The sequence below is a fragment of the Flagellimonas yonaguniensis genome, from assembly GCF_029193885.1.
GTDB classification, from domain to species: Bacteria; Bacteroidota; Bacteroidia; order Flavobacteriales; family Flavobacteriaceae; genus Flagellimonas; species Flagellimonas yonaguniensis.
The window spans coordinates 15,295-34,111 of the sequence record NZ_JARFVB010000006.1 but is presented as its reverse complement, the minus strand read 5'-3'; the positions used below and the strand labels follow the sequence as shown (position 1 = coordinate 34,111).

At 40.5% G+C, this 18,817-nt stretch carries 14 protein-coding genes; 12 read left to right on the top strand and 2 right to left on the bottom strand.

The annotated features are described in order from the left end of the window. Window positions 1-33 precede the first annotated feature (33 nt). Together PY092_RS11420 and PY092_RS11415 are read left to right on the top strand one after the other, a co-directional pair. Entirely contained in the window at window positions 34-942 is a 909-nt protein-coding gene (locus PY092_RS11420) for a universal stress protein (protein ID WP_275615942.1), read from the top strand. 61 nt (window positions 943-1,003) lie between these two features. Further along, entirely contained in the window at window positions 1,004-1,939 is a 936-nt protein-coding gene (locus PY092_RS11415) for a threonine ammonia-lyase (protein ID WP_275615941.1), read from the top strand. A 5-nt stretch (window positions 1,940-1,944) separates the two neighbouring features. On the opposite strand, the gene PY092_RS11410 is transcribed toward PY092_RS11415, so the two are convergent. Both PY092_RS11410 and PY092_RS11405 read right to left on the bottom strand, forming a co-directional pair. Next, window positions 1,945-3,405 (bottom strand): sensor histidine kinase, encoded by a 1,461-nt coding sequence (locus PY092_RS11410; protein WP_275615940.1) that lies wholly within the window; start codon window positions 3,403-3,405, stop codon window positions 1,945-1,947. Between the two features lie 84 nt (window positions 3,406-3,489). Continuing rightward, window positions 3,490-3,879, bottom strand: coding sequence for a response regulator (locus PY092_RS11405; protein ID WP_275615939.1), 390 nt, complete (start codon window positions 3,877-3,879; stop codon window positions 3,490-3,492). A gap of 765 nt (window positions 3,880-4,644) precedes the next feature. Here PY092_RS11405 and PY092_RS11400 point away from each other — a divergent pair. The 10 genes from PY092_RS11400 (at window position 4,645) to PY092_RS11355 (ending at window position 18,816) form a co-directional block, all read left to right on the top strand. Then, on the top strand, window positions 4,645-5,859 hold the full coding sequence (locus tag PY092_RS11400) for a site-specific integrase (RefSeq protein ID WP_272638025.1): 1,215 nt from the start codon (window positions 4,645-4,647) through the stop codon (window positions 5,857-5,859). Between the two features lie 110 nt (window positions 5,860-5,969). Next, window positions 5,970-6,389, top strand: coding sequence for an HYC_CC_PP family protein (locus tag PY092_RS11395; RefSeq protein WP_272638024.1), 420 nt, complete (start codon window positions 5,970-5,972; stop codon window positions 6,387-6,389). Between the two features lie 107 nt (window positions 6,390-6,496). Continuing rightward, window positions 6,497-10,249, top strand: a complete 3,753-nt coding sequence (locus PY092_RS11390) for an efflux RND transporter permease subunit (protein ID WP_275615938.1) — start codon at window positions 6,497-6,499, stop codon at window positions 10,247-10,249. Then, window positions 10,246-11,544 (top strand): TolC family protein, encoded by a 1,299-nt coding sequence (locus PY092_RS11385; RefSeq protein ID WP_275615937.1) that lies wholly within the window; start codon window positions 10,246-10,248, stop codon window positions 11,542-11,544. Before PY092_RS11390 ends, PY092_RS11385 begins: the two co-directional genes overlap by 4 nt. A gap of 2 nt (window positions 11,545-11,546) precedes the next feature. Then, on the top strand, window positions 11,547-12,113 hold the full coding sequence (locus PY092_RS11380) for a helix-turn-helix domain-containing protein (protein ID WP_133687211.1): 567 nt from the start codon (window positions 11,547-11,549) through the stop codon (window positions 12,111-12,113). A 74-nt stretch (window positions 12,114-12,187) separates the two neighbouring features. After that, window positions 12,188-14,560, top strand: coding sequence for a multicopper oxidase domain-containing protein (locus PY092_RS11375; RefSeq protein WP_272638046.1), 2,373 nt, complete (start codon window positions 12,188-12,190; stop codon window positions 14,558-14,560). A 25-nt stretch (window positions 14,561-14,585) separates the two neighbouring features. Then, entirely contained in the window at window positions 14,586-15,176 is a 591-nt protein-coding gene (locus PY092_RS11370; protein ID WP_133687209.1) for a DUF3347 domain-containing protein, read from the top strand. Beyond that, window positions 15,177-15,632, top strand: a complete 456-nt coding sequence (locus PY092_RS11365) for a heme-binding domain-containing protein (protein ID WP_133687208.1) — start codon at window positions 15,177-15,179, stop codon at window positions 15,630-15,632. 78 nt (window positions 15,633-15,710) lie between these two features. Next, complete coding sequence (locus PY092_RS11360; protein WP_275615936.1) at window positions 15,711-18,212, top strand: heavy metal translocating P-type ATPase; 2,502 nt, start codon at window positions 15,711-15,713, stop codon at window positions 18,210-18,212. Between the two features lie 19 nt (window positions 18,213-18,231). Next, entirely contained in the window at window positions 18,232-18,816 is a 585-nt protein-coding gene (locus tag PY092_RS11355) for a DUF2911 domain-containing protein (RefSeq protein ID WP_275615935.1), read from the top strand. The last annotated feature ends 1 nt before the right edge of the window (window position 18,817 follow it).

Sequence of the window (18,817 nt, the reverse complement as noted above, 5' to 3'; positions counted from 1 at the left end):
GTCTAATTTTATCGTATCGTAAATCCTAGTCCGATGCAAAAGATTTTAATACCTACGGATTTTTCGGAAAATGCATGGAACGCCATTGACTATGCCATGCAATTGTTCCGCAACAGGCGTTGTACATTCTACTTGTTAAACACCTATACCCCGGTTATTCCGAGCAGCCGCTTTATGGCCAAAATGATCGATGGAGTTCGAATCGTTGATGCGGTAAGAGAAAATTCTGAACGAGGATTGAACAAAACGGTGGAACGGATCAAAACCAAATATGGCAATCCCAATCATAGTTTTGAGACCATTTCTTCCTTCAATCTATTGGTAGAAGAGGTAAAGGATATTGTGGAGACCTTTGGCATCCATTTGGTGGTCACGGGCACTAAGGGAGCTTCTGGCGTGGACGAAGTATTCATGGGAAGCAATACGGTAAGGATTATAAAATCAATCAAAAAATGTCCTGTATTGGCCATTCCATATCATTTTGAATTCGTTACTCCTTCAGAAATTGCTTTTGCAACGGATTTCAATCGCTTTTATACCACATCGGAATTATCTCCCCTTATGGAAATGGCCCATATGTTCAATGCCAATATCCGGATCGTACACGTACAATACGGCATCAAAGCCTTGACGGAACTTCAGCAATTCAACCTGAACATGTTGCGCCGTTATCTTGGCGATGTCGAACATTATGTGCACACGGTTTCCGAGCTTAATTCGGTTTCGCATACTTTGGAGACCTTTTCCAAAGAATTGGGCATCCATCTATTGGCCATGCTGAACTATCAGCATAGCTATATGGAAAAAATGACCCGTGAGCCCATCATAAAAAGAACGGCGTTCCATACGCAAATACCCTTGCTCGTGATTCCAGAATTGGGCATGGAGGGCATTTCTGCGAAGGCCAGGGAAGAGGAGGAACAAGTGGAGTCCCACAATTAACGTCCCATTGCTATCTTTACGGCAGGTTTTCATTCTAAGAAACCATCTTTAAAGGTAACCTATGGACAAAAAACAATTAGTCGACTGCCACGAGCGGATAAAACCTTATATCCATAATACACCTGTTCTTACCTCCAGACTTTTAAACGAGATGGCGGGTGCCCAGCTGTATTTTAAATGCGAAAATTTTCAGCGAATGGGCGCCTTTAAAATGCGCGGTGCGGCCAATGCGATAATACAGCTTACCGATGAGCAGAAACAAAATGGCGTGGTCACACATTCGTCGGGAAATTTTGCCCAAGCTTTGTCCCTTTCTGCACAAAGTTTAGGGGTAAAGGCCTATATCGTGATGCCAAGTTCGGCACCTCGCGTAAAAAAGGAAGCGGTAAAAGGCTATGGAGGTATTTTGATTGAATGTGAACCTACTTTGGAAGCCAGAGAGCATGAATCCGATAAAATCGTGAAAGAACACGGAGCCACTTTCATCCACCCCTCAAATGATGACCAAGTGATTTTAGGACAAGGAACGGCCTGCAAAGAACTTTTGGAAAATCAACCAAATCTGGATTATGTATTCACTCCAGTTGGTGGCGGTGGTTTGATTGCCGGTACGGCATTGGCAGCTCACTATTTTGGTGAAAACTGTAAGACAATCGGGGGTGAACCTTTTGAAGTTGACGATGCCTATAGATCCCTACAAAGTGGTGAAATCGAGACAAACACAACAACAAACACCATTGCCGATGGGCTGAAGACCCAATTGGGCGACAGGAACTTCCCCATCATACAAAAACATGTGGAAGAAATTGTTCGCGTGACCGAAGAAGAAATTGTCACTGCCATGCAACTGATATGGGAACGCCTCAAAATTGTCTGTGAACCATCGAGTGCCGTAGCCCTTGCCGCTGCTTTCAAGAGCAAAGAAAAACTCTCAGACAAAAATGCAGGTATAATCATTTCGGGCGGGAATGTTGATTTGAGCAGCTTACCCTTTTAGATAAATCACAAGGCCTTATCAGGAAGGGTTACGGTAAATGTGCTTCCCACATTCTTCTCGCTCTCCACTTCTATTTTTCCATCCATGGCCTCTATCTGGGTCTTTACCAAATAAAGCCCAAATCCCTTGCCTTCGGTAGCTCCGCTAAGCCTACCGTACATATCAAAGATTTTACGTTCTTTTTCCGGTGTAAGCTCCATTCCAATACCATTATCGGTAAACTTCAGCACCACCTTTTCCTCGGTTTTCCCTGTTGTGATCTTCACAATGGCAGGAACCCCTTCCTTAGCGTAATTGATCGCATTGATAATGAGATTATAAAAAATATTGACCACATAGCTCTTGGCCCCAAAAACAGTATCCGTTTTGGAGAAATCCGTTTCAATGATAGCTTTGTTTCTCGTAATTTCCTCAGAAAGCAGTCCATCAACGTCCTTCATCACATCTTTTAGAAAAACCTCCCTGAATTTCTCTTTGTCAGCAGATTTCAAGGATAAGGATAGGTGAAGATCTTTGATGGTCTGATCAAGGGCTTCCGTGGTATGCTCTATTTTCCTTACGATATCGTCATTTTCAGCATGTTTGCCCCATTCATAAATTTTGGAGAGCATCAACAAGTTTGAAATGGGTCCTCGGAGATTGTGCGAAATTATCCGTACAAAATTTTGAAGTTCGTGGTTTTGTTCCACAATTTGATGGTTGCTCAACACATCTTTGGTAACGTCCTGGGTAGTGCCGCTCATTCGGTAAGGTTGGCCATCTTCCTTATAAAACACCCTACCTTTTTGATGCACATACCTGATTTCACCGTTCCCGACCACTATTCTATGCACTATATCGTGCAACTCTTTTCCTTCAATACACTTGGTCACATCCTCATTAAAAGCGTCCCTGTCCTCTGGATGGATAATCTCAACCAAGGATTCATAGTTGGCCTTAAAGGTTTCAGGGTCTTGTCCAAAAATTCTGTACAATTGGTCGGACCAAGTAATTTCGTTTTGGACCATATCCCAGTTCCAATGGCCAACATCAGCCACTGCTTGGGCTTCCCTGTACTTTGTTTCGCTTTCACGCAAGCGATAATTATTGTTGACTTCTTGAGTGACATCCCTTTGCCAAATACAACAACCAACAACTTCTCCCGAACTGTTCATGAAAGGTTGAAAGGAAAACTCATGAACAACCGTTCCTCCATTTTCTTCAAAGGTATGTTTGGAGGTTGTCGCATAACGATTAAGTGCCCTATCGCACCCTTGCTTGCAAGGATTGAAGAAACTGCTGGATTCATAGACCTTTTTTAGGTCCATACCTCTTTCTGAGTCCCCTAAACCATCTAGTTTAAGGCGAGCTTTGAAGGATGTATTGAAAGCGGTCAGCTTATAATTTTCATCCATAGCCCACACAATATCATCCCTGTCCTCAACGATTTCAACCTTATTATGAATAAGTGCCTGTTTCTTTTTCAAGGATTAAAATTTATTCAGAATGAATTATTTAAATATTTCAGCAAGGGAATAAATTCGGGGCTATATTGGGTTAAAGGTAAAAAACTATTTGTTGGCGCTCTGTAAATAATCCTCCAGATGTTCTATTCGTAGCGGTTTGGTAATGAATTCCTTAACGTATTTTTCATACTTTTCAGCTTCTTCCCTATCTGCCTCGGCTTCGGAGGAAGTTACCAAAAGTACCTCATTGGATTCTGGAAAATCTTCGAGCATCATAAACTCCAGAAATTCAAACCCACTCATTTCGGGCATGTTGATATCCAATAAAATCAATGTTTTCACTTTAGGGTCATCTCTATATCGGAGATCGTCCAGGGCCAATTCAGGATTGGTAAAGCTCTTAACCCTGTCTTCCATACCCATTCTTCTGAAGTGAATAGCGTTCACTGTATTCACGAGGTCTTCGTCATCGACCAAGTATATTTCCTTGTACATAGCTTAGTTGTTGGCCTTTTAATTAAGTTAGTTTCAGTTTGGTTTTACAATCAAAAAATTGACAAATATCAATATTTTGCAATTGTTACAACTGCAATCACTAATATTTTATTGTAAAAGAATAATTTTTTGGCAATAAAAACAATAAGGTTTAAAACGTGTTTGCAATTTAGAGTTAGGGACCTTTTTCAATTATCTGATTGACATAAATTTATGATTATTCTTTAATTTTAACAAAAAACCAATATTATTTTTAAATATTATAAATTGAATTGGTTTTTGGCTTTTTTTATTCTGAATCATTTAAATCCATCAAACCTATTTTACAAATGTTTATTTTCTGGATTTGTTTTTGATACTTCAAAAAGTGGTCAGATAACCTTTGGTTTGGACATTTACCAAAAACCAAGTATTTGTTGAGGTTTTTCTTTGGAGCGAAGAAAAAAATTGGAGGACATTAATTCACAAAAAAAGCCCCTCAGTTGCTGAAGAGCTTTTTGGTGCGGGTGAAGGGAGTCGAACCCCCACGCCTTGCGGCACTAGATCCTAAGTCTGGTATATCTTGCACCAATGAAACACAAATTAACTCATTTTCAATGATTTATATGTTTCCTCATTTTATTTAAAGTCATATAATATCAGTTAATATCAACATTTGTTGTACCTATGTTGTACCCAAAAGTTCTAATAAAGTCGTATCTTTAAAGTGAATTTTTGGCAAAATGTTGTACCTGATTTGACTTTCGTACTCAAAACAGGATTACAATGTCTACAAGTGCAAAAATAATACTTCGCAAAAAACCTAACGCAAAGGGACTCTATCCGCTTGCCGTTAGGATAACCAAAGACCGCCGTTCAACCTACAAACATATAGGCCATTATATTGAATTAGAGGATTGGGACACAAAAAATCTCAAGGTCAAGAAATCACATCCAAATGCAGAAAGTTTAAACAATCTTTTAACCTCAAAACTTTCAGAAGCGAGAAAAGGTTTGATTGTTTTACAGACCAATAATAAGGATGCAACTGCACGTCAAATTAAGAAGGAAATTTACAAACCAACTTCCAAGCTCACTTTCTTCGATTTTGCGGACGAACATCTTGAAGCTCTTGAAGCGGAAAAGAAAATCAACCGTCATTCTACGGATTCTGCTTGGCTCAGTTATATTGAGAAGTACTGTAAAGCTCGTCATTTAACTTTTCAAGAAGTGGATGAACGCTTTCTTAAAAAGTTCAAAATCTATCTAAAAGGGACTTGCTCTATTTCCGAAACATCCGCAATGAATGTAATGGTCTTAATACGATTACTGTTTAATCGTGCTATTAAGGATAAGGTAGTAAGTAAAGAGCTATATCCGTTTGGCACAGGTAAATTTAAAATCAAGTTTCCTGAAACTACTAAAACAGGACTAACTGGAAAAGAAATACAAGCCCTTGAGAATGTTGATGACCTTACGGATATGGAAAAGCATTCTTTGAATGTTTGGCTGTTTAGTTTCTACTTTGCAGGTATGCGAGTTTCTGACGTACTTTTTACAAGGTGGTCACAAATTTATGATGGTAGGTTGCATTACAGAATGGGTAAGAATTCAAAATTACTATCCTTAAAAATTCCTGAAAAAGTAGAAAAAATCTTGCTTCAATATGTTTCAGACAGAAGAAATGATGATGATTTTGTGTTTCCTGAAATGAAGAAAGCCGATTTAACCGATGCTAAGGATATCTACAGAAAAAAGAAAGTCGCAAATAAAAAATTCAACGACCATTTAAAGAAAATTGCTAAGAGAGCTGGCATCCAGAAAAAGGTTACAATGCATATTGCCCGTCATTCCTTTGGCAATATTGCCGCGGACAATATTCATCCTCTAATGCTTCAAAAGTTATATCGTCATACTGACCTTAAAACTACTATTAACTATCAAGCCAATTTCATCCACAAAGACGCAGATGATGCGCTGGATAGTGTGGTCAATTTTTAGTTTAAAAACTAAATTTTTATTCATATCCATCCATTAAATAATGGTTTCCTGCAAAATTAAATTTCTGTTAATCCCAATAAAAACTGTTAAATTTTTGTAATTTTGCAACGATGAAACAGGTTTTTCATAAAATATTGTCTATTTCGATGGCCTTTGTAGTGATGTTCTCTACTATGTCATTTACTGTGGATATGCATTATTGTGGGGACAATTTGGTCGATTTCAGTTTATTCTCAAAAGCTGAAGGTTGTGGTATGGAAAAAGCGCAACCTGCCAAAACTTGTGAGAATCCTAAAATGACTGAGAAATCTTGTTGTACTGACCAACAAATTGTAAAGGAAGGCAAAGACGACCTTAAAATATCTTTTGACACACTTTCATTCGAGCAGCAAACGTTCATCGCTGCATTTACATACTCTTATATAAATTTATTTGAAGGAACCAAATCTGAAGAAGTTCCTTTTGAAGATTACCCGCGACCCTTTGTCAAACGGGATGTGCAAGTGCTGCACCAGACTTTTTTAATTTGATTATTAGATTTTTTGAATGAAGCCCAACAGCTGCGCTGTAATGGGCTAAAACTCGTGTTTGCCGTTTTCTGCCACACGTATTTCCAATTATCTAATAATCAAATGCTATGCTGAATAAGAGCATTAAATTTCTCATAGAAAACAAACTTGTTGCCGTTCTACTACTTGCCCTATTTGTGAGTTGGGGCGTGGTCAACGCACCCTTTAATTGGGAAACAGGCTTTTTGCCTACAGACCCTGTTGCCGTTGATGCCATTCCAGACATTGGTGAAAACCAACAAATTGTTTTTACCAAGTGGCAAGGGCGCTCGCCACAGGATATTGAAGACCAAATTACATATCCACTAACCACTTCCCTTTTGGGTATTCCAGGTGTGAAAACCATCCGTAGTTCATCTATGTTTGGGTTTTCGAGCATCTACATCATTTTTGAAGAAGACATCGAGTTCTATTGGTCACGCAGTCGTATTCTTGAAAAATTGAACTCGCTTCCTGCAAACCTTTTGCCCGATGGTGTCAATCCATCACTCGGGCCAGATGCCACAGGTCTCGGACAGATATTTTGGTACACGCTGGAAGGTCGTGATAAAGATGGCAACGTAACTGGTGGTTGGGATTTACAGGAATTGCGCAGCATTCAGGATTACTATGTGAAATACGGATTATCCTCTGCAAGCGGTGTCTCTGAAGTGGCTTCTATAGGTGGCTATGTTCAGGAATATCAAGTGGATATTGACCCAGAAAAAATGCGCCAGTACAACGTGAGTATGGGCGATGTGGTCAAAGCTGTAAAGCAAAGCAATCAGGACATTGGCGCACAAACGCTCGAAATCAATCAAGCCGAATATCTCGTTCGCGGATTGGGCTACGTCAAGTCCATTTCAGATATCGAAGATGCGGTGGTAGCTTCTGAAAATTTTACCTCTATCCGCATCAAAGATGTGGCAAACGTTCATTTGGGACCTGCTGCCAGACGTGGTATTCTCGATAAGGAAGGTGCCGAAGTTGTTGGTGGTGTCGTAGTCGCTCGCTATGGTGCAAATCCGCTGGAAGTTATCAATAATGTCAAAGCTCAAATTGCTGAAATAAGCTCTGGACTTCCCACAAAAACTTTATCAGATGGACGCACTTCGCAAGTAACCATCGTGCCGTTTTACGACCGTACCGAACTCATTCAGGAAACGTTGGGCACGCTCAATGAAGCCCTGACTTTGGAAATCTTGATTACCATTCTGGTCATCATCATAATGGTATTCAACCTACGCGCATCTATCCTAATATCTGGGTTGTTGCCGGTTGCCGTCCTTATGGTTTTTATTACGATGAAGCTTTTTAATGTAGATGCAAACATTGTTGCACTTTCCGGTATTGCCATTGCCATCGGTACAATGGTGGACGTGGGCGTCATACTCGCCGAAAATATGATACGGCATTTGGAAGATGAAAAGCTTCGCCTTAATGTAAACGGTAAGGAATACACCACAAACGAAATCATCTACAACGCAACTGCCGAAGTTTCTGGTGCTATCCTAACAGCTGTCCTGACGACCATTATCAGTTTCCTACCCGTATTTACAATGATAGGTGCCGAAGGAAAACTGTTCCGTCCGCTTGCCTTTACCAAAACAATGGCACTCACGGCATCGCTCATCATTGCGCTGTTTCTCATTCCACCCATCGCGGCATTTCTTTTCCGTAAGACGAGTTTGCGGGAACGTACCCAGTATGCCATCAATGGCTTGCTTGTTTTATTGGGAATTCTTGCCATTGTTTACGGTCATTGGTTAGGGCTGATTCTTATCGCTTTTGCCATCACATCATTTTTAAAGATGCGTGGTATGCTTTCCAAAAAGCGCAAAAACCTACTCGATATTATCATTTCATCTGTTGCCATTGTAGTTTTATTAGCAGAATACTGGCGACCATTGGGCTTTGACCGAAGCATTGTGATGAACCTGATTTTTGTTTCTATCATCTGTTTTGGACTGCTGGGTGTGTTCTCAATTTTCAGGATATACTATGCGCGTATTTTGCGATGGGCACTTCAGAATAGGTATCTGTTCTTAATCGTTCCGGCTACGGTGCTCACGCTGGGTATACTCATTATGCGCAACACAGGTAAGGAATTTATGCCAGCACTCAATGAAGGTTCATTTCTTTTGATGCCTACATCCCTACCACACGCAGGTGTAGAAGAAAACAAGCGTGTATTGCAACAGCTCGATATGGCGGTGGCAAGCATTCCAGAAATCGAAACCGTGGTGGGAAAAGCGGGAAGAACCGAAAGCGCACTCGACCCTGCCCCGTTATCGATGTATGAGAATGTCATTCAGTATAAATCTGAATATATGCGGAATAGTTCTGGCGAGCGACAACGCTACAAATTCAATGAGGATGGATTATTTGTACTGAAGAACGACAAATTTATCATCAACCCGAATAATGAGATAGATGAAGATGCAAACTATGACGAAGCATCGCTCAAGACTACTGCCACGCGCAATGATTTGATTGAAGATGAAGATGGCGAGTACTACCGAAACTGGCGACCGGACATTGAAAGTCCAGATGATATTTGGAACGAGATAGTTCGAGTGACCAAATTGCCAGGCGTGACATCGGCACCCAAGTTGCAACCCATCGAAACTCGACTGGTAATGCTACAAACGGGAATGCGGGCACCTATGGGCATCAAGGTAAAAGGTCCCGATTTAAAATCGATAGAAAATTTTGGACTGGAATTGGAAGACATTCTCAAACAAGCCGAAGGCGTTAAGGAACAAGCTGTTTTTGCAGACCGTATCGTGGGTAAACCGTACTTGCTCATAGATATTAAGCGAGACCAATTGGCTCGATATGGCGTGTCTATAATGGACGTGCAGGAAATTCTTCAAGTGGCTGTAGGCGGTATGCCACTCACACAAACCGTGGAAGGTCGTGAACGCTATGCCGTTCGGGTTCGGTATCCACGAGAATTACGGGCAAATCCAGATGACTTGCGTAATATCTATGTTCCAGTTGAAAAAGGAAGTCCCGTACCGCTGGGCGAATTGGTTGAAATTCGATACGAACAAGGTCCACAAGTTATTAAGAGCGAAGACACTTTTCTAATTGGCTACGTGCTGTTTGACAAGCTCGACGGCTTTGCCGAAGTGGATGTGGTGGAAAATGCCCAAGCCTTAATACAAGAAAATATTGATAACGGTTCGTTGGTCGTACCACAGGGCGTGAGCTATCGCTTTACGGGAACGTATGAAAATCAGTTACGGGCAGAAAAAACGCTGTCGGTTGTCGTACCGCTTTGTTTGCTCGTGATTTTCTTGATTTTGTATTTCCAGTTCAGGTCGGTTTCTACATCGCTTATGGTGTTTACTGCCATTGCCGTAGCTTTTGCAGGTGGCTTTATAATGATATGGCTGTACGGGCAAGATTGGTTTTTCAACTTCAGTTTTTTCGGCGAAAATCTACGGGATTTGTTCAATATGAAAACCATCAATTTAAGTGTGGCCGTTTGGGTAGGATTTATTGCCCTGTTCGGTATTGCAACGGATGATGGTGTCGTTATGGCCACCTATTTAGACCAATCTTTCAAAAGCAACGAACCAGACAATAAAAAGGGCATTCGTCTCGCCACTTTGGAAGCCGCAGGTAAACGTATCCGTCCGTGTTTGATGACTACCGTAACGACGGTGCTTGCTTTACTTCCCGTACTCACATCTACAGGCAAGGGAAGCGATATAATGATACCGATGGCAATTCCCATTTTTGGCGGAATGATAATCGACGTTACGTCTTATTTCCTATTACCAGTTTTATACAGCTGGAAAAAGGAATACCAACTTAAAAAAGCAAACAGATGAAGAAATTAAAATATATACTGGTGTTTTTGTTTGTTTCTGCTGAAGTTCATGCTGAGCGAAGACGAAGTGCGAAAGCCCACCTGAACGTCTTCGTGTTTTTAGCGTTACTTCTTGTCGGAATCGGCGGGCAGGCGCAACAATTACAAACCTACATTCAGGAAGCCGAAGCCAACAATCCAGAAATTCAAGCCTTTGAATTGCGATACAGCATCGCCGAAGAAAAGGTAAACGAAGCCAACTGGATTCCCAATACCGAAGTAAGTGCTGGCTATTTTGTGAGCGAGCCAGAAACCAGAGTGGGCGCACAGCGTGCACGAATAGGCGTAAAACAGATGTTGCCGTGGTTTGGCACCATTACCGCTCGTGAAAATTATGCCATCGCAATGGCAGATGCCGAATATGTGGACATCACGATTGCAAAGCGCAAGCTCGCACTTTCGGTCGCACAATCGTATTATCGACTTTATGCTATAAGAGCCAAGCAAGCTGTGCTGGATGAGAACATACAATTACTGGAAACCTATGAACGACTTGCACTCACATCTGTAGAAGTGGGCAAAGCGAGTGCTGTAGATGTATTGCGACTTCAGATTAGACAAAATGAATTACAACAACAAAAGGAAGTGCTGGAAGAAGAATTTACAGCAGAACAAACGGCTTTTAACAATTTGCTCAACCGCGAATCAATGATGACGGTTATCGTTGTTCCCGAAATGGAAATCCCGCAGGAAGCCCCTTTTTACGACAATCAAGCGCTATCACTCAATCCCGAACTGCTCAAATATGACAAACTCTATGAATCGGTGGCACAATCTGAACTGCTCAACCAGCGAGAGAATTTGCCTATGATTGGTTTTGGTGTGGACTACCTGCCCGTAACGGAACGCAGCGATGTCAACTTCAGCGATAATGGGAAAGATGTATTGATGCCTATGGTATCGGTGTCCATACCCATTTTCAACAACCGTTACAAATCCATTTCAAGGCAAAATGAACTGCGACAACAGGAAATAGAGACCCAAAGGGAACAGCGATTGAATGTGCTGGAATCCGCTTTCGCGAAAGCGCAATCACAACGCAACCAAGCTCGCATTGCTTACAACACACAAGAACGCAATCTAAAACAAGCTCAAGATGCCGAAGAAATTCTGGTCAAAAATTACGAGACAGGCACTATCGATTTTAATGATGTCCTGGACATTCAAGAATTGCAATTGAAGTTTCAAATGAATCAAATCGAGTCGGTAAAAGGGTACTATGTGCAATCGGCCATAATCAACTATTTAATCAACTAGTTATGGTCAAGGATTTTTACATAAAAAATATGGTTTGTGATAGATGTATCAAGGTCTTAAAAGATGAACTGTTTAAGGCTAACATTAGTCTGTTGGATATTGAGTTGGGTAGGCTTCGATTAGATATGAATGAAAAAGAACAATTGAGCATACTTACCGAAATTTTAAAAAGAAATGGATTTGCACTCATCGCTTCTACCGAGGATAAATTGACCGAGCAAGTAAAAATTGAATTGATAAAGTTGTTGAATGTAATGCCGCTTGATATTGATGGGAAGCTATCAGATTTTCTTGCGGATAAATTGCAAAAGGACTATTCAAAAATCAGCAAGGTGTTTTCCATTACCGAGGGCATCACTATTGAAAAATATTTCATCAAACTGAAGATAGAAAAGGTCAAGGAACTTATCCAAACACCCGATTATAATTTCACAAAAATAAGCCAATTGCTCGATTACAGCAATGTCAATCATCTAAGCAAACAGTTTAAAAGTGAGACAGGAATGAGCCTTAGCGATTATAAGGATGGGCATAAAAATTTTAGAAATCCTTTAGACAAGATTATATAGATATGAACCAGAATTATAACACGACAAACTGAATGCCAATAATATCTTTGTTAAACAAAAACTATGAGAAAACTATGAAAAAGCTAAGAATTATCACATTACTGCTGTTTTCTTCTACTGTATTTGCTCAAGTGGGAACTAATGGACAAGATAGAGAAGAAGAAGGAAGAGCTGTTAAGGAGTATAACCTTACTATTGAAGAAAACGAAATGACTCTCGCTGGTGTAACTGCTAAAGGAATGATTATCAATGGTAGTATTCCTGGACCGGTTTTGGAATTTAACGAAGGCGACCTTGCCATCATTAATGTAACCAATAAAATGGATGAAGAAACCTCAGTACACTGGCACGGGTTGATACTTCCCAACTTTTATGATGGCGTACCGTATTTAACAACACCGCCAATAAAGCCCGGTACAACATTTCAATATAGAATTCCTATTAATCAATCAGGAACCTATTGGTACCATTCCCATACAATGCTACAGGAGCAAAAGGGAGTTTATGGTTCTATAGTCATTCAGCCAAAAGAAAAAACATTGGATTATGACAAAGATTTGGTTGTAGTGTTATCTGATTGGACAAACGAAAAACCAATGAACGTTTTGCGCAACCTTAAAAGAGGTAATGAGTGGTACCAGGTTAAAAAAGGTACAGCAGTACCATTAAGTAGAGTCATAAAAGAAGGTGCCTTGGGAGCACAGTTCAAATTTTGGCGCGATAGAATGGAAGGTGCGGATATTGCAGACGTCTATTATCCAGCGTTTTTATCCAATGGTAAAAAAGTTGCAGAATATCCAGAATTTAAACCAGGAGAAAAAGTACGTCTTCGCTTTATCAATGCCTCGGCTTCTACTTACTACTGGGTAGATTTCGGTGGTGGTAATCCATTGTTAGTTGCAAGTGACGGTGTTGATGTGCAGCCCGTTTCTAAAAGCAGATTTCTCTTTGGTATAGCTGAGACTTATGATGTTATCGTTACTATTCCCGAAGGTATTTTAGAGGTTACCGCTACGGCTCAAGATGGCTCTGGTCATACTTCTATACAATTAGGTAATGGCACTCTCTATCCAGCCAAAAGAATTGATAGGCCTAATAAGGTAGCGATGATGAAGCAAATGGCCAAAATGGGTATGAAAATGGGTGCACCTGCAATGGTAGGAAACAAAAAAAAGAATACACCTGAAGTTTTAATGCAGAAGTATGGAATGAAGATGAATATGAAGGACGATGAGATGAAAATGGGGATGAACAATAAGATGTCGATGAATGATGGCAAAATGAATGACCAGATGGATATGAAGATGGATGATGCAATGGGAATGAAAATGGATACAATGGCAATGAATCACAAAGGAGATTCAGATAAAATGAAAGACCATATGCAGCAAGATATGTCAAAGATGCAGAAGGATTCTTCCTCATTTGATTACGAAACTCGTAAAACCTATTTTAATTATGATTTTTTAAAAGCAAAAGAGAATACTACTTATAAAGATGATTTGCCAGTAAACGACATCCTGTTGAACCTAACCGGCAATATGCAACGCTATGTTTGGAGTATGAACGGCGTGCCATTATCAGAAACCGACAAAATTAATATAAAAGGAGGTGAAGTAACCAGAATTACACTTAATAACCTCACGATGATGCACCATCCAATGCACTTGCACGGACATTACTTTAGGGTCATCAATGAAAATGGCGAACGTTCCCCATTAAAACATACCGTCAATGTACCACCAATGCAGAAGGTGGTCATAGAATTCTATAACGAAGAATATGGCGATTGGTTCTTTCATTGCCACGTATTATATCATATGATGGGTGGTATGGCCCGTGTGTTTAGTTACGGTACGCCAAGGGACGAAAGAATGAGAGATTATCCAATGCAGAAACTTATCAATGAAACAGACCATTATTATTCGTGGGGAATGGCACGCTTGGGCTCAAATTTTAATGAACTCTTTTTGATGTCAAGCAATATCCGAAATGGCTTTGGTTTAAGGGCAGAGTTTGATTATGACAAAAATCTTGAAGCCGAAGTAAATTATAACAGATACCTGAATGATTGGGTGCGCCTTTATGTTGGGGTAAATACAGAAACTTCAACACCCGATTCTTATGATACCTTCAATACAGTAGGTTTGGTGGGTGTAAAATACTTTACCCCGTACCGTTTTAATGTGGATGTCAGTATGGACCACCAACTAAGGCCAAGAATTCGTCTGGACAGGGAATTCTTGATTTTTCCGAGAATTTTTCTGGAAGGCGAATACGAATACCGAGCTGACTTTGGTTGGGTGAACGATATTGGAGACACATCCTATCAGGGGGAAACGCAATGGCTTGTGGGAGCCTCATATATCCTATCCCGAAACTTTTCGTTACAGGCAAATTACAATAACCGATATGGCTGGGGTGGCGGCCTTTTAGCCCGATTTTAATAATTAACAATTTAAAATAAACAAGATGAAAACAGTAAAAAGAACAATAGGTATAATGGCACTTGCTGCCACAATGGTACTAACGGTTTCCTGTAAAGATGGAAACAAAAATGAATCTACTGCACCTATGAGCAGCGAGATGCACCAAGAGTCTATGGATGACAAAAAGGATATGGCGATGAATGACAACCAAGATGCAAAAGCAGAAGCAATCCTGAAGGATTATTTCAATTTAAAAGATGCGCTTGTAGGCGATGATAATGGCAAGGCGAAAGAATTGGGAAATACATTGGCTCAATCTCTTAAATCTTTTGATGCCTCAAACTATTCCGATAATGAAAAATCAGAATTAAATGACATTATCGAAGATGCCACAGAACACGCAGAACACATTTCAGAAAGTGACATCAAGCATCAGCGTGAACATTTTAAGATATTAAGTAAGGATGTAACCGATATGGTGGCAATCACTGGAACACAAGTGAAACTTTATGAGCAATATTGCCCTATGTATGATGGTGGAACTGCGTGGTTGAGCAAAGAAGAAAATGTGTTGAATCCTTATTATGGTAGTTCAATGTTACGATGCGGAAAGGTCCAACGAGAAATCAACTAATTGAAGTTTTTAAAAATCATAGCGTGGCTTGCCCTTGTGGCATTGATAGTGATTCAGTTCTTTCCAATAACCCTGAACGAAAGTGATGCTGTACCACAAAGTGATTTTATGGTCGAAAATCAAGTGCCTGCAACGATAAAAAATCAGTTGCAGGTTTCTTGCTATGATTGCCACAGTAATAATACAGATTATCCGTGGTATAGTAAGATACAGCCTGCGGCTTGGTATCTGGAAGACCACATACAAGCAGGTAAGGACGAACTTAATTTTAATGAATGGGACACCTATTCCAGTCGACGGAAAAACAGCAAGTTGCGTTCCATTATAAAACAAATAGAAAGCGGCGAAATGCCGATGGATAGTTACACACTCATTCACAGGGATGCAATTCTTTCAGATGAAGATAAGAGGATGATAATAGATTATATAACAGCGTTAAAAGACAGTTTGGAATAAAGTCCTGATACGGGAAGTGCAAGTTGATGGTTGGTTAGTTAGTAGCTCTTCCCTTGTCAGGCATAATTTAAAAATTAAATGAAACACACCTATCACATACACGGAATGACCTGCAATGGTTGTAGAACGCACGTAGAAGAAACGCTCTCTAAAGTTGAAGGTGTTATCAATGTGGCTGTCAATTTAGAAAAAGCTGAAGCGACAATAGAAATGGAATCCCATATTCCCATCGAGAAATTTCAAGATGCTCTAAAAGCGGACGGTGGGCGATACAGTATCCATCAGAATGGCGAACATCATCATACCCACGATAAGAAGAAAGTTGAGAAACCCAAAGGCAAAGGAACGGGAACATTTTATTGTCCGATGCATTGCGAGGGCGACAAGACTTACGACAAACCAGGCGACTGTCCTGTTTGTGGAATGGATTTGGTTGAAGAAGTTAACCTAACGGCTACTTCTGAAACGCAATATACCTGCCCGATGCATCCCGAAATCGTAAGAGACGAACCGGGAAGCTGTCCCATTTGCGGAATGGATTTGGTTCCGATGGAACCCGATTTATCCGCAGAAGAAAAAACCTATAAAAAACTGCTTAAAAAGTTCTGGATAGCAGTCGCCTTCACATTGCCCATTTTCATCATTGCAATGTCCGAAATGCTGACCAATAATCCACTTTACGACATTTTGGAACTGAAATATTGGAACTGGATTCAATTTGCGCTTTCCATTCCCGTAGTTTTCTACGCCACTTGGATGTTTTTCGAGCGTGCTTACCGAAGTATCAAAACGTGGAACCTCAATATGTTCACGCTTATCGGTATTGGTGCAGGCGTTGCTTGGCTTTTTAGTGTGTTCGGGATGCTGGTGCCCGATTTTTTCCCTGACCAATTCAAGACCGAAGCAGGTACAGTTCACGTTTATTTTGAAGCGGCAACGGTGATTCTAACCCTGGTATTGCTTGGTCAAGTCCTCGAAGCCCGTGCACATAGCAAGACCAATTCAGCAGTCAAAGAACTTTTAAAGCTTGCGCCGAATAAGGCCATCAAGGTCTTGAACGGCGAAGAACAGGAAGTTGCCATCGATGAAATCGAATTGGGCGATATCCTACGTGTGAAGCCGGGTGATAAGATTCCCGTAGATGGTGTAATTACCGAAGGCGAAACTTCCATCGATGAATCGATGATTACTGGCGAACCCATTCCCGTTAACAAATCTACCGATGATAAGGTAAGTAGTGGCACAATCAATGGCAATCAGTCCTTCTTGATGAAAGCTGAAAAGGTTGGGTCTGACACATTGTTATCACAGATTATACAGATGGTCAACGATGCCAGTCGTAGCCGTGCGCCCATCCAAAAGTTGGCAGATACCGTTTCGGGATATTTTGTGCCAATCGTTGTTATAATCGCTGCTGTTACATTTGGCGTTTGGGCAATTTGGGGTCCAGAACCCGCTTATGTCTATGCTTTGGTAAATGCCATTGCCGTATTGATTATTGCCTGTCCGTGTGCTTTGGGGCTTGCGACACCAATGTCTGTTATGGTCGGTGTTGGTAAAGGCGCACAAAATGGCGTACTTATCAAAAATGCCGAAGCCCTTGAAAAAATGGATAAGGTAGATAGCTTAATAGTCGATAAGACCGGAACGATTACCGAAGGCAAACCAACGGTAGAGAAGGTAGGTTCTTTTGATAGTGGAATAACTGATAACGAAGTGCTACAATTTATTGTTTCCCTTAACAGCCAAAGTGAACATCCGCTCGCAGAAGCCACCGTAAAATATGGCAAAGAACAAAACGCAGAGTTTTTAAAAGCAGATGGATTCAACGCAGTTACTGGAAAAGGCGTTGAAGGTAAAGTGAACGGAAAAGAAGTCGCCTTGGGTAATGCTAAAATGATGGAAATGGCCAATGCTACAGTTTTCGATGCTATGGAAGAAGAGGCACAATCCTACCAAAAACAAGGGAAAACGGTTTCCTATCTCGCTGTTGAAGGTCAAGTTACCGGCTACGTCGTTATCGGCGACAAAATCAAGGAAACGAGTGCAAAAGCTATTAAGGATTTGCAGGATAAGGGAATTGCAGTCATTATGCTTACTGGTGATAATCACGATACAGCCCAAGCTGTCGCAGATGAACTTAACCTTGCCGATTTTCAAGCAAGTATGCTACCGGAAAACAAATTACAGGAAGTCGAGAAATTACAAGAGCAAGGCAAGGTGGTTGCAATGGCAGGCGACGGAATAAACGATGCACCTGCACTCGCTAAAAGTGATGTAGGCATTGCAATGGGAACAGGTACGGATGTTGCCATTGAAAGTGCAGCCATTACCTTGGTGAAAGGCGATTTACACGGTATCGTAAAGGCAAGAAACCTAAGTGATGCAGTAATGCGCAATATCAAACAAAACCTCTTTTTTGCAATGATTTATAACACGCTGGGTATCCCGATTGCAGCAGGACTACTGTACCCGTTTTTCGGAATACTCTTATCGCCAATGATTGCGGCTTTGGCAATGAGCTTCAGTTCGGTTTCGGTAATTGCTAACTCATTACGTCTAAAAAGTAAAAACATATAAACTAACTAATTGAATACTTATGAAATATAAAATTTTGATAATCCTATTGGTAGTTGCTGTCAGCGGATGTAAAAACGAAGGAAAGAACAATTCAGAAATAGAGACAGAACACAATCATACCCAAAGTGAACCTAAGTCTGATAATAAAAAAACTCTAAGTCCACATACATCGGCAATGGCGATGATAGGCGATGCACATATCCATATAGATTATTCGTCGCCAGGTGTAAGGAATAGAATTATTTTCGGTGGACTGTTGGCTTATGACCAAGTCTGGCAGGCTGGTGCCCATATGGCTACTTGGCTTGAAACAAATAAGGATTTAGAAATTGACGGTAAAGAATTGAAAGCTGGGAAATATGGATTTTTTGTTATCCCGAATCAAAAAGAATGGACTGTCATTTTTAATAGGAATTGGAACCAACACGGTAAGGATGACTATACTGAAAAAGATGATGTATTACGGTTTAAAGTGACACCTAAAACTTCTGAAGAAATCAAGGAACATTTAGAGTATAAAGTAGATAAAACAACTGAGACTTCCGGAACAATCTCAATGAGTTGGGAAAAAGTCACTATTGAATTCCCTTTCGAAATAAAATAAT

What these genes read in the sequence shown, in the direction of transcription:
- PY092_RS11420 (WP_275615942.1), top strand. Translation starts at nt 34, where the DNA reads ATGCAAAAGATTTTAATACCTACGGATTTTTCGGAAAATGCATGGAAC.
- PY092_RS11355 (WP_275615935.1), top strand. Translation starts at nt 18,232, where the DNA reads ATGAAATATAAAATTTTGATAATCCTATTGGTAGTTGCTGTCAGCGGA.
- PY092_RS11415 (WP_275615941.1), top strand. Translation starts at nt 1,004, where the DNA reads ATGGACAAAAAACAATTAGTCGACTGCCACGAGCGGATAAAACCTTAT.
- PY092_RS11405 (WP_275615939.1), bottom strand. Translation starts at nt 3,879, where the DNA reads ATGTACAAGGAAATATACTTGGTCGATGACGAAGACCTCGTGAATACA.
- PY092_RS11360 (WP_275615936.1), top strand. Translation starts at nt 15,711, where the DNA reads ATGAAACACACCTATCACATACACGGAATGACCTGCAATGGTTGTAGA.
- PY092_RS11385 (WP_275615937.1), top strand. Translation starts at nt 10,246, where the DNA reads ATGAAGAAATTAAAATATATACTGGTGTTTTTGTTTGTTTCTGCTGAA.
- PY092_RS11380 (WP_133687211.1), top strand. Translation starts at nt 11,547, where the DNA reads ATGGTCAAGGATTTTTACATAAAAAATATGGTTTGTGATAGATGTATC.
- PY092_RS11390 (WP_275615938.1), top strand. Translation starts at nt 6,497, where the DNA reads ATGCTGAATAAGAGCATTAAATTTCTCATAGAAAACAAACTTGTTGCC.
- PY092_RS11400 (WP_272638025.1), top strand. Translation starts at nt 4,645, where the DNA reads ATGTCTACAAGTGCAAAAATAATACTTCGCAAAAAACCTAACGCAAAG.
- PY092_RS11375 (WP_272638046.1), top strand. Translation starts at nt 12,188, where the DNA reads ATGAAAAAGCTAAGAATTATCACATTACTGCTGTTTTCTTCTACTGTA.
- PY092_RS11395 (WP_272638024.1), top strand. Translation starts at nt 5,970, where the DNA reads ATGAAACAGGTTTTTCATAAAATATTGTCTATTTCGATGGCCTTTGTA.
- PY092_RS11370 (WP_133687209.1), top strand. Translation starts at nt 14,586, where the DNA reads ATGAAAACAGTAAAAAGAACAATAGGTATAATGGCACTTGCTGCCACA.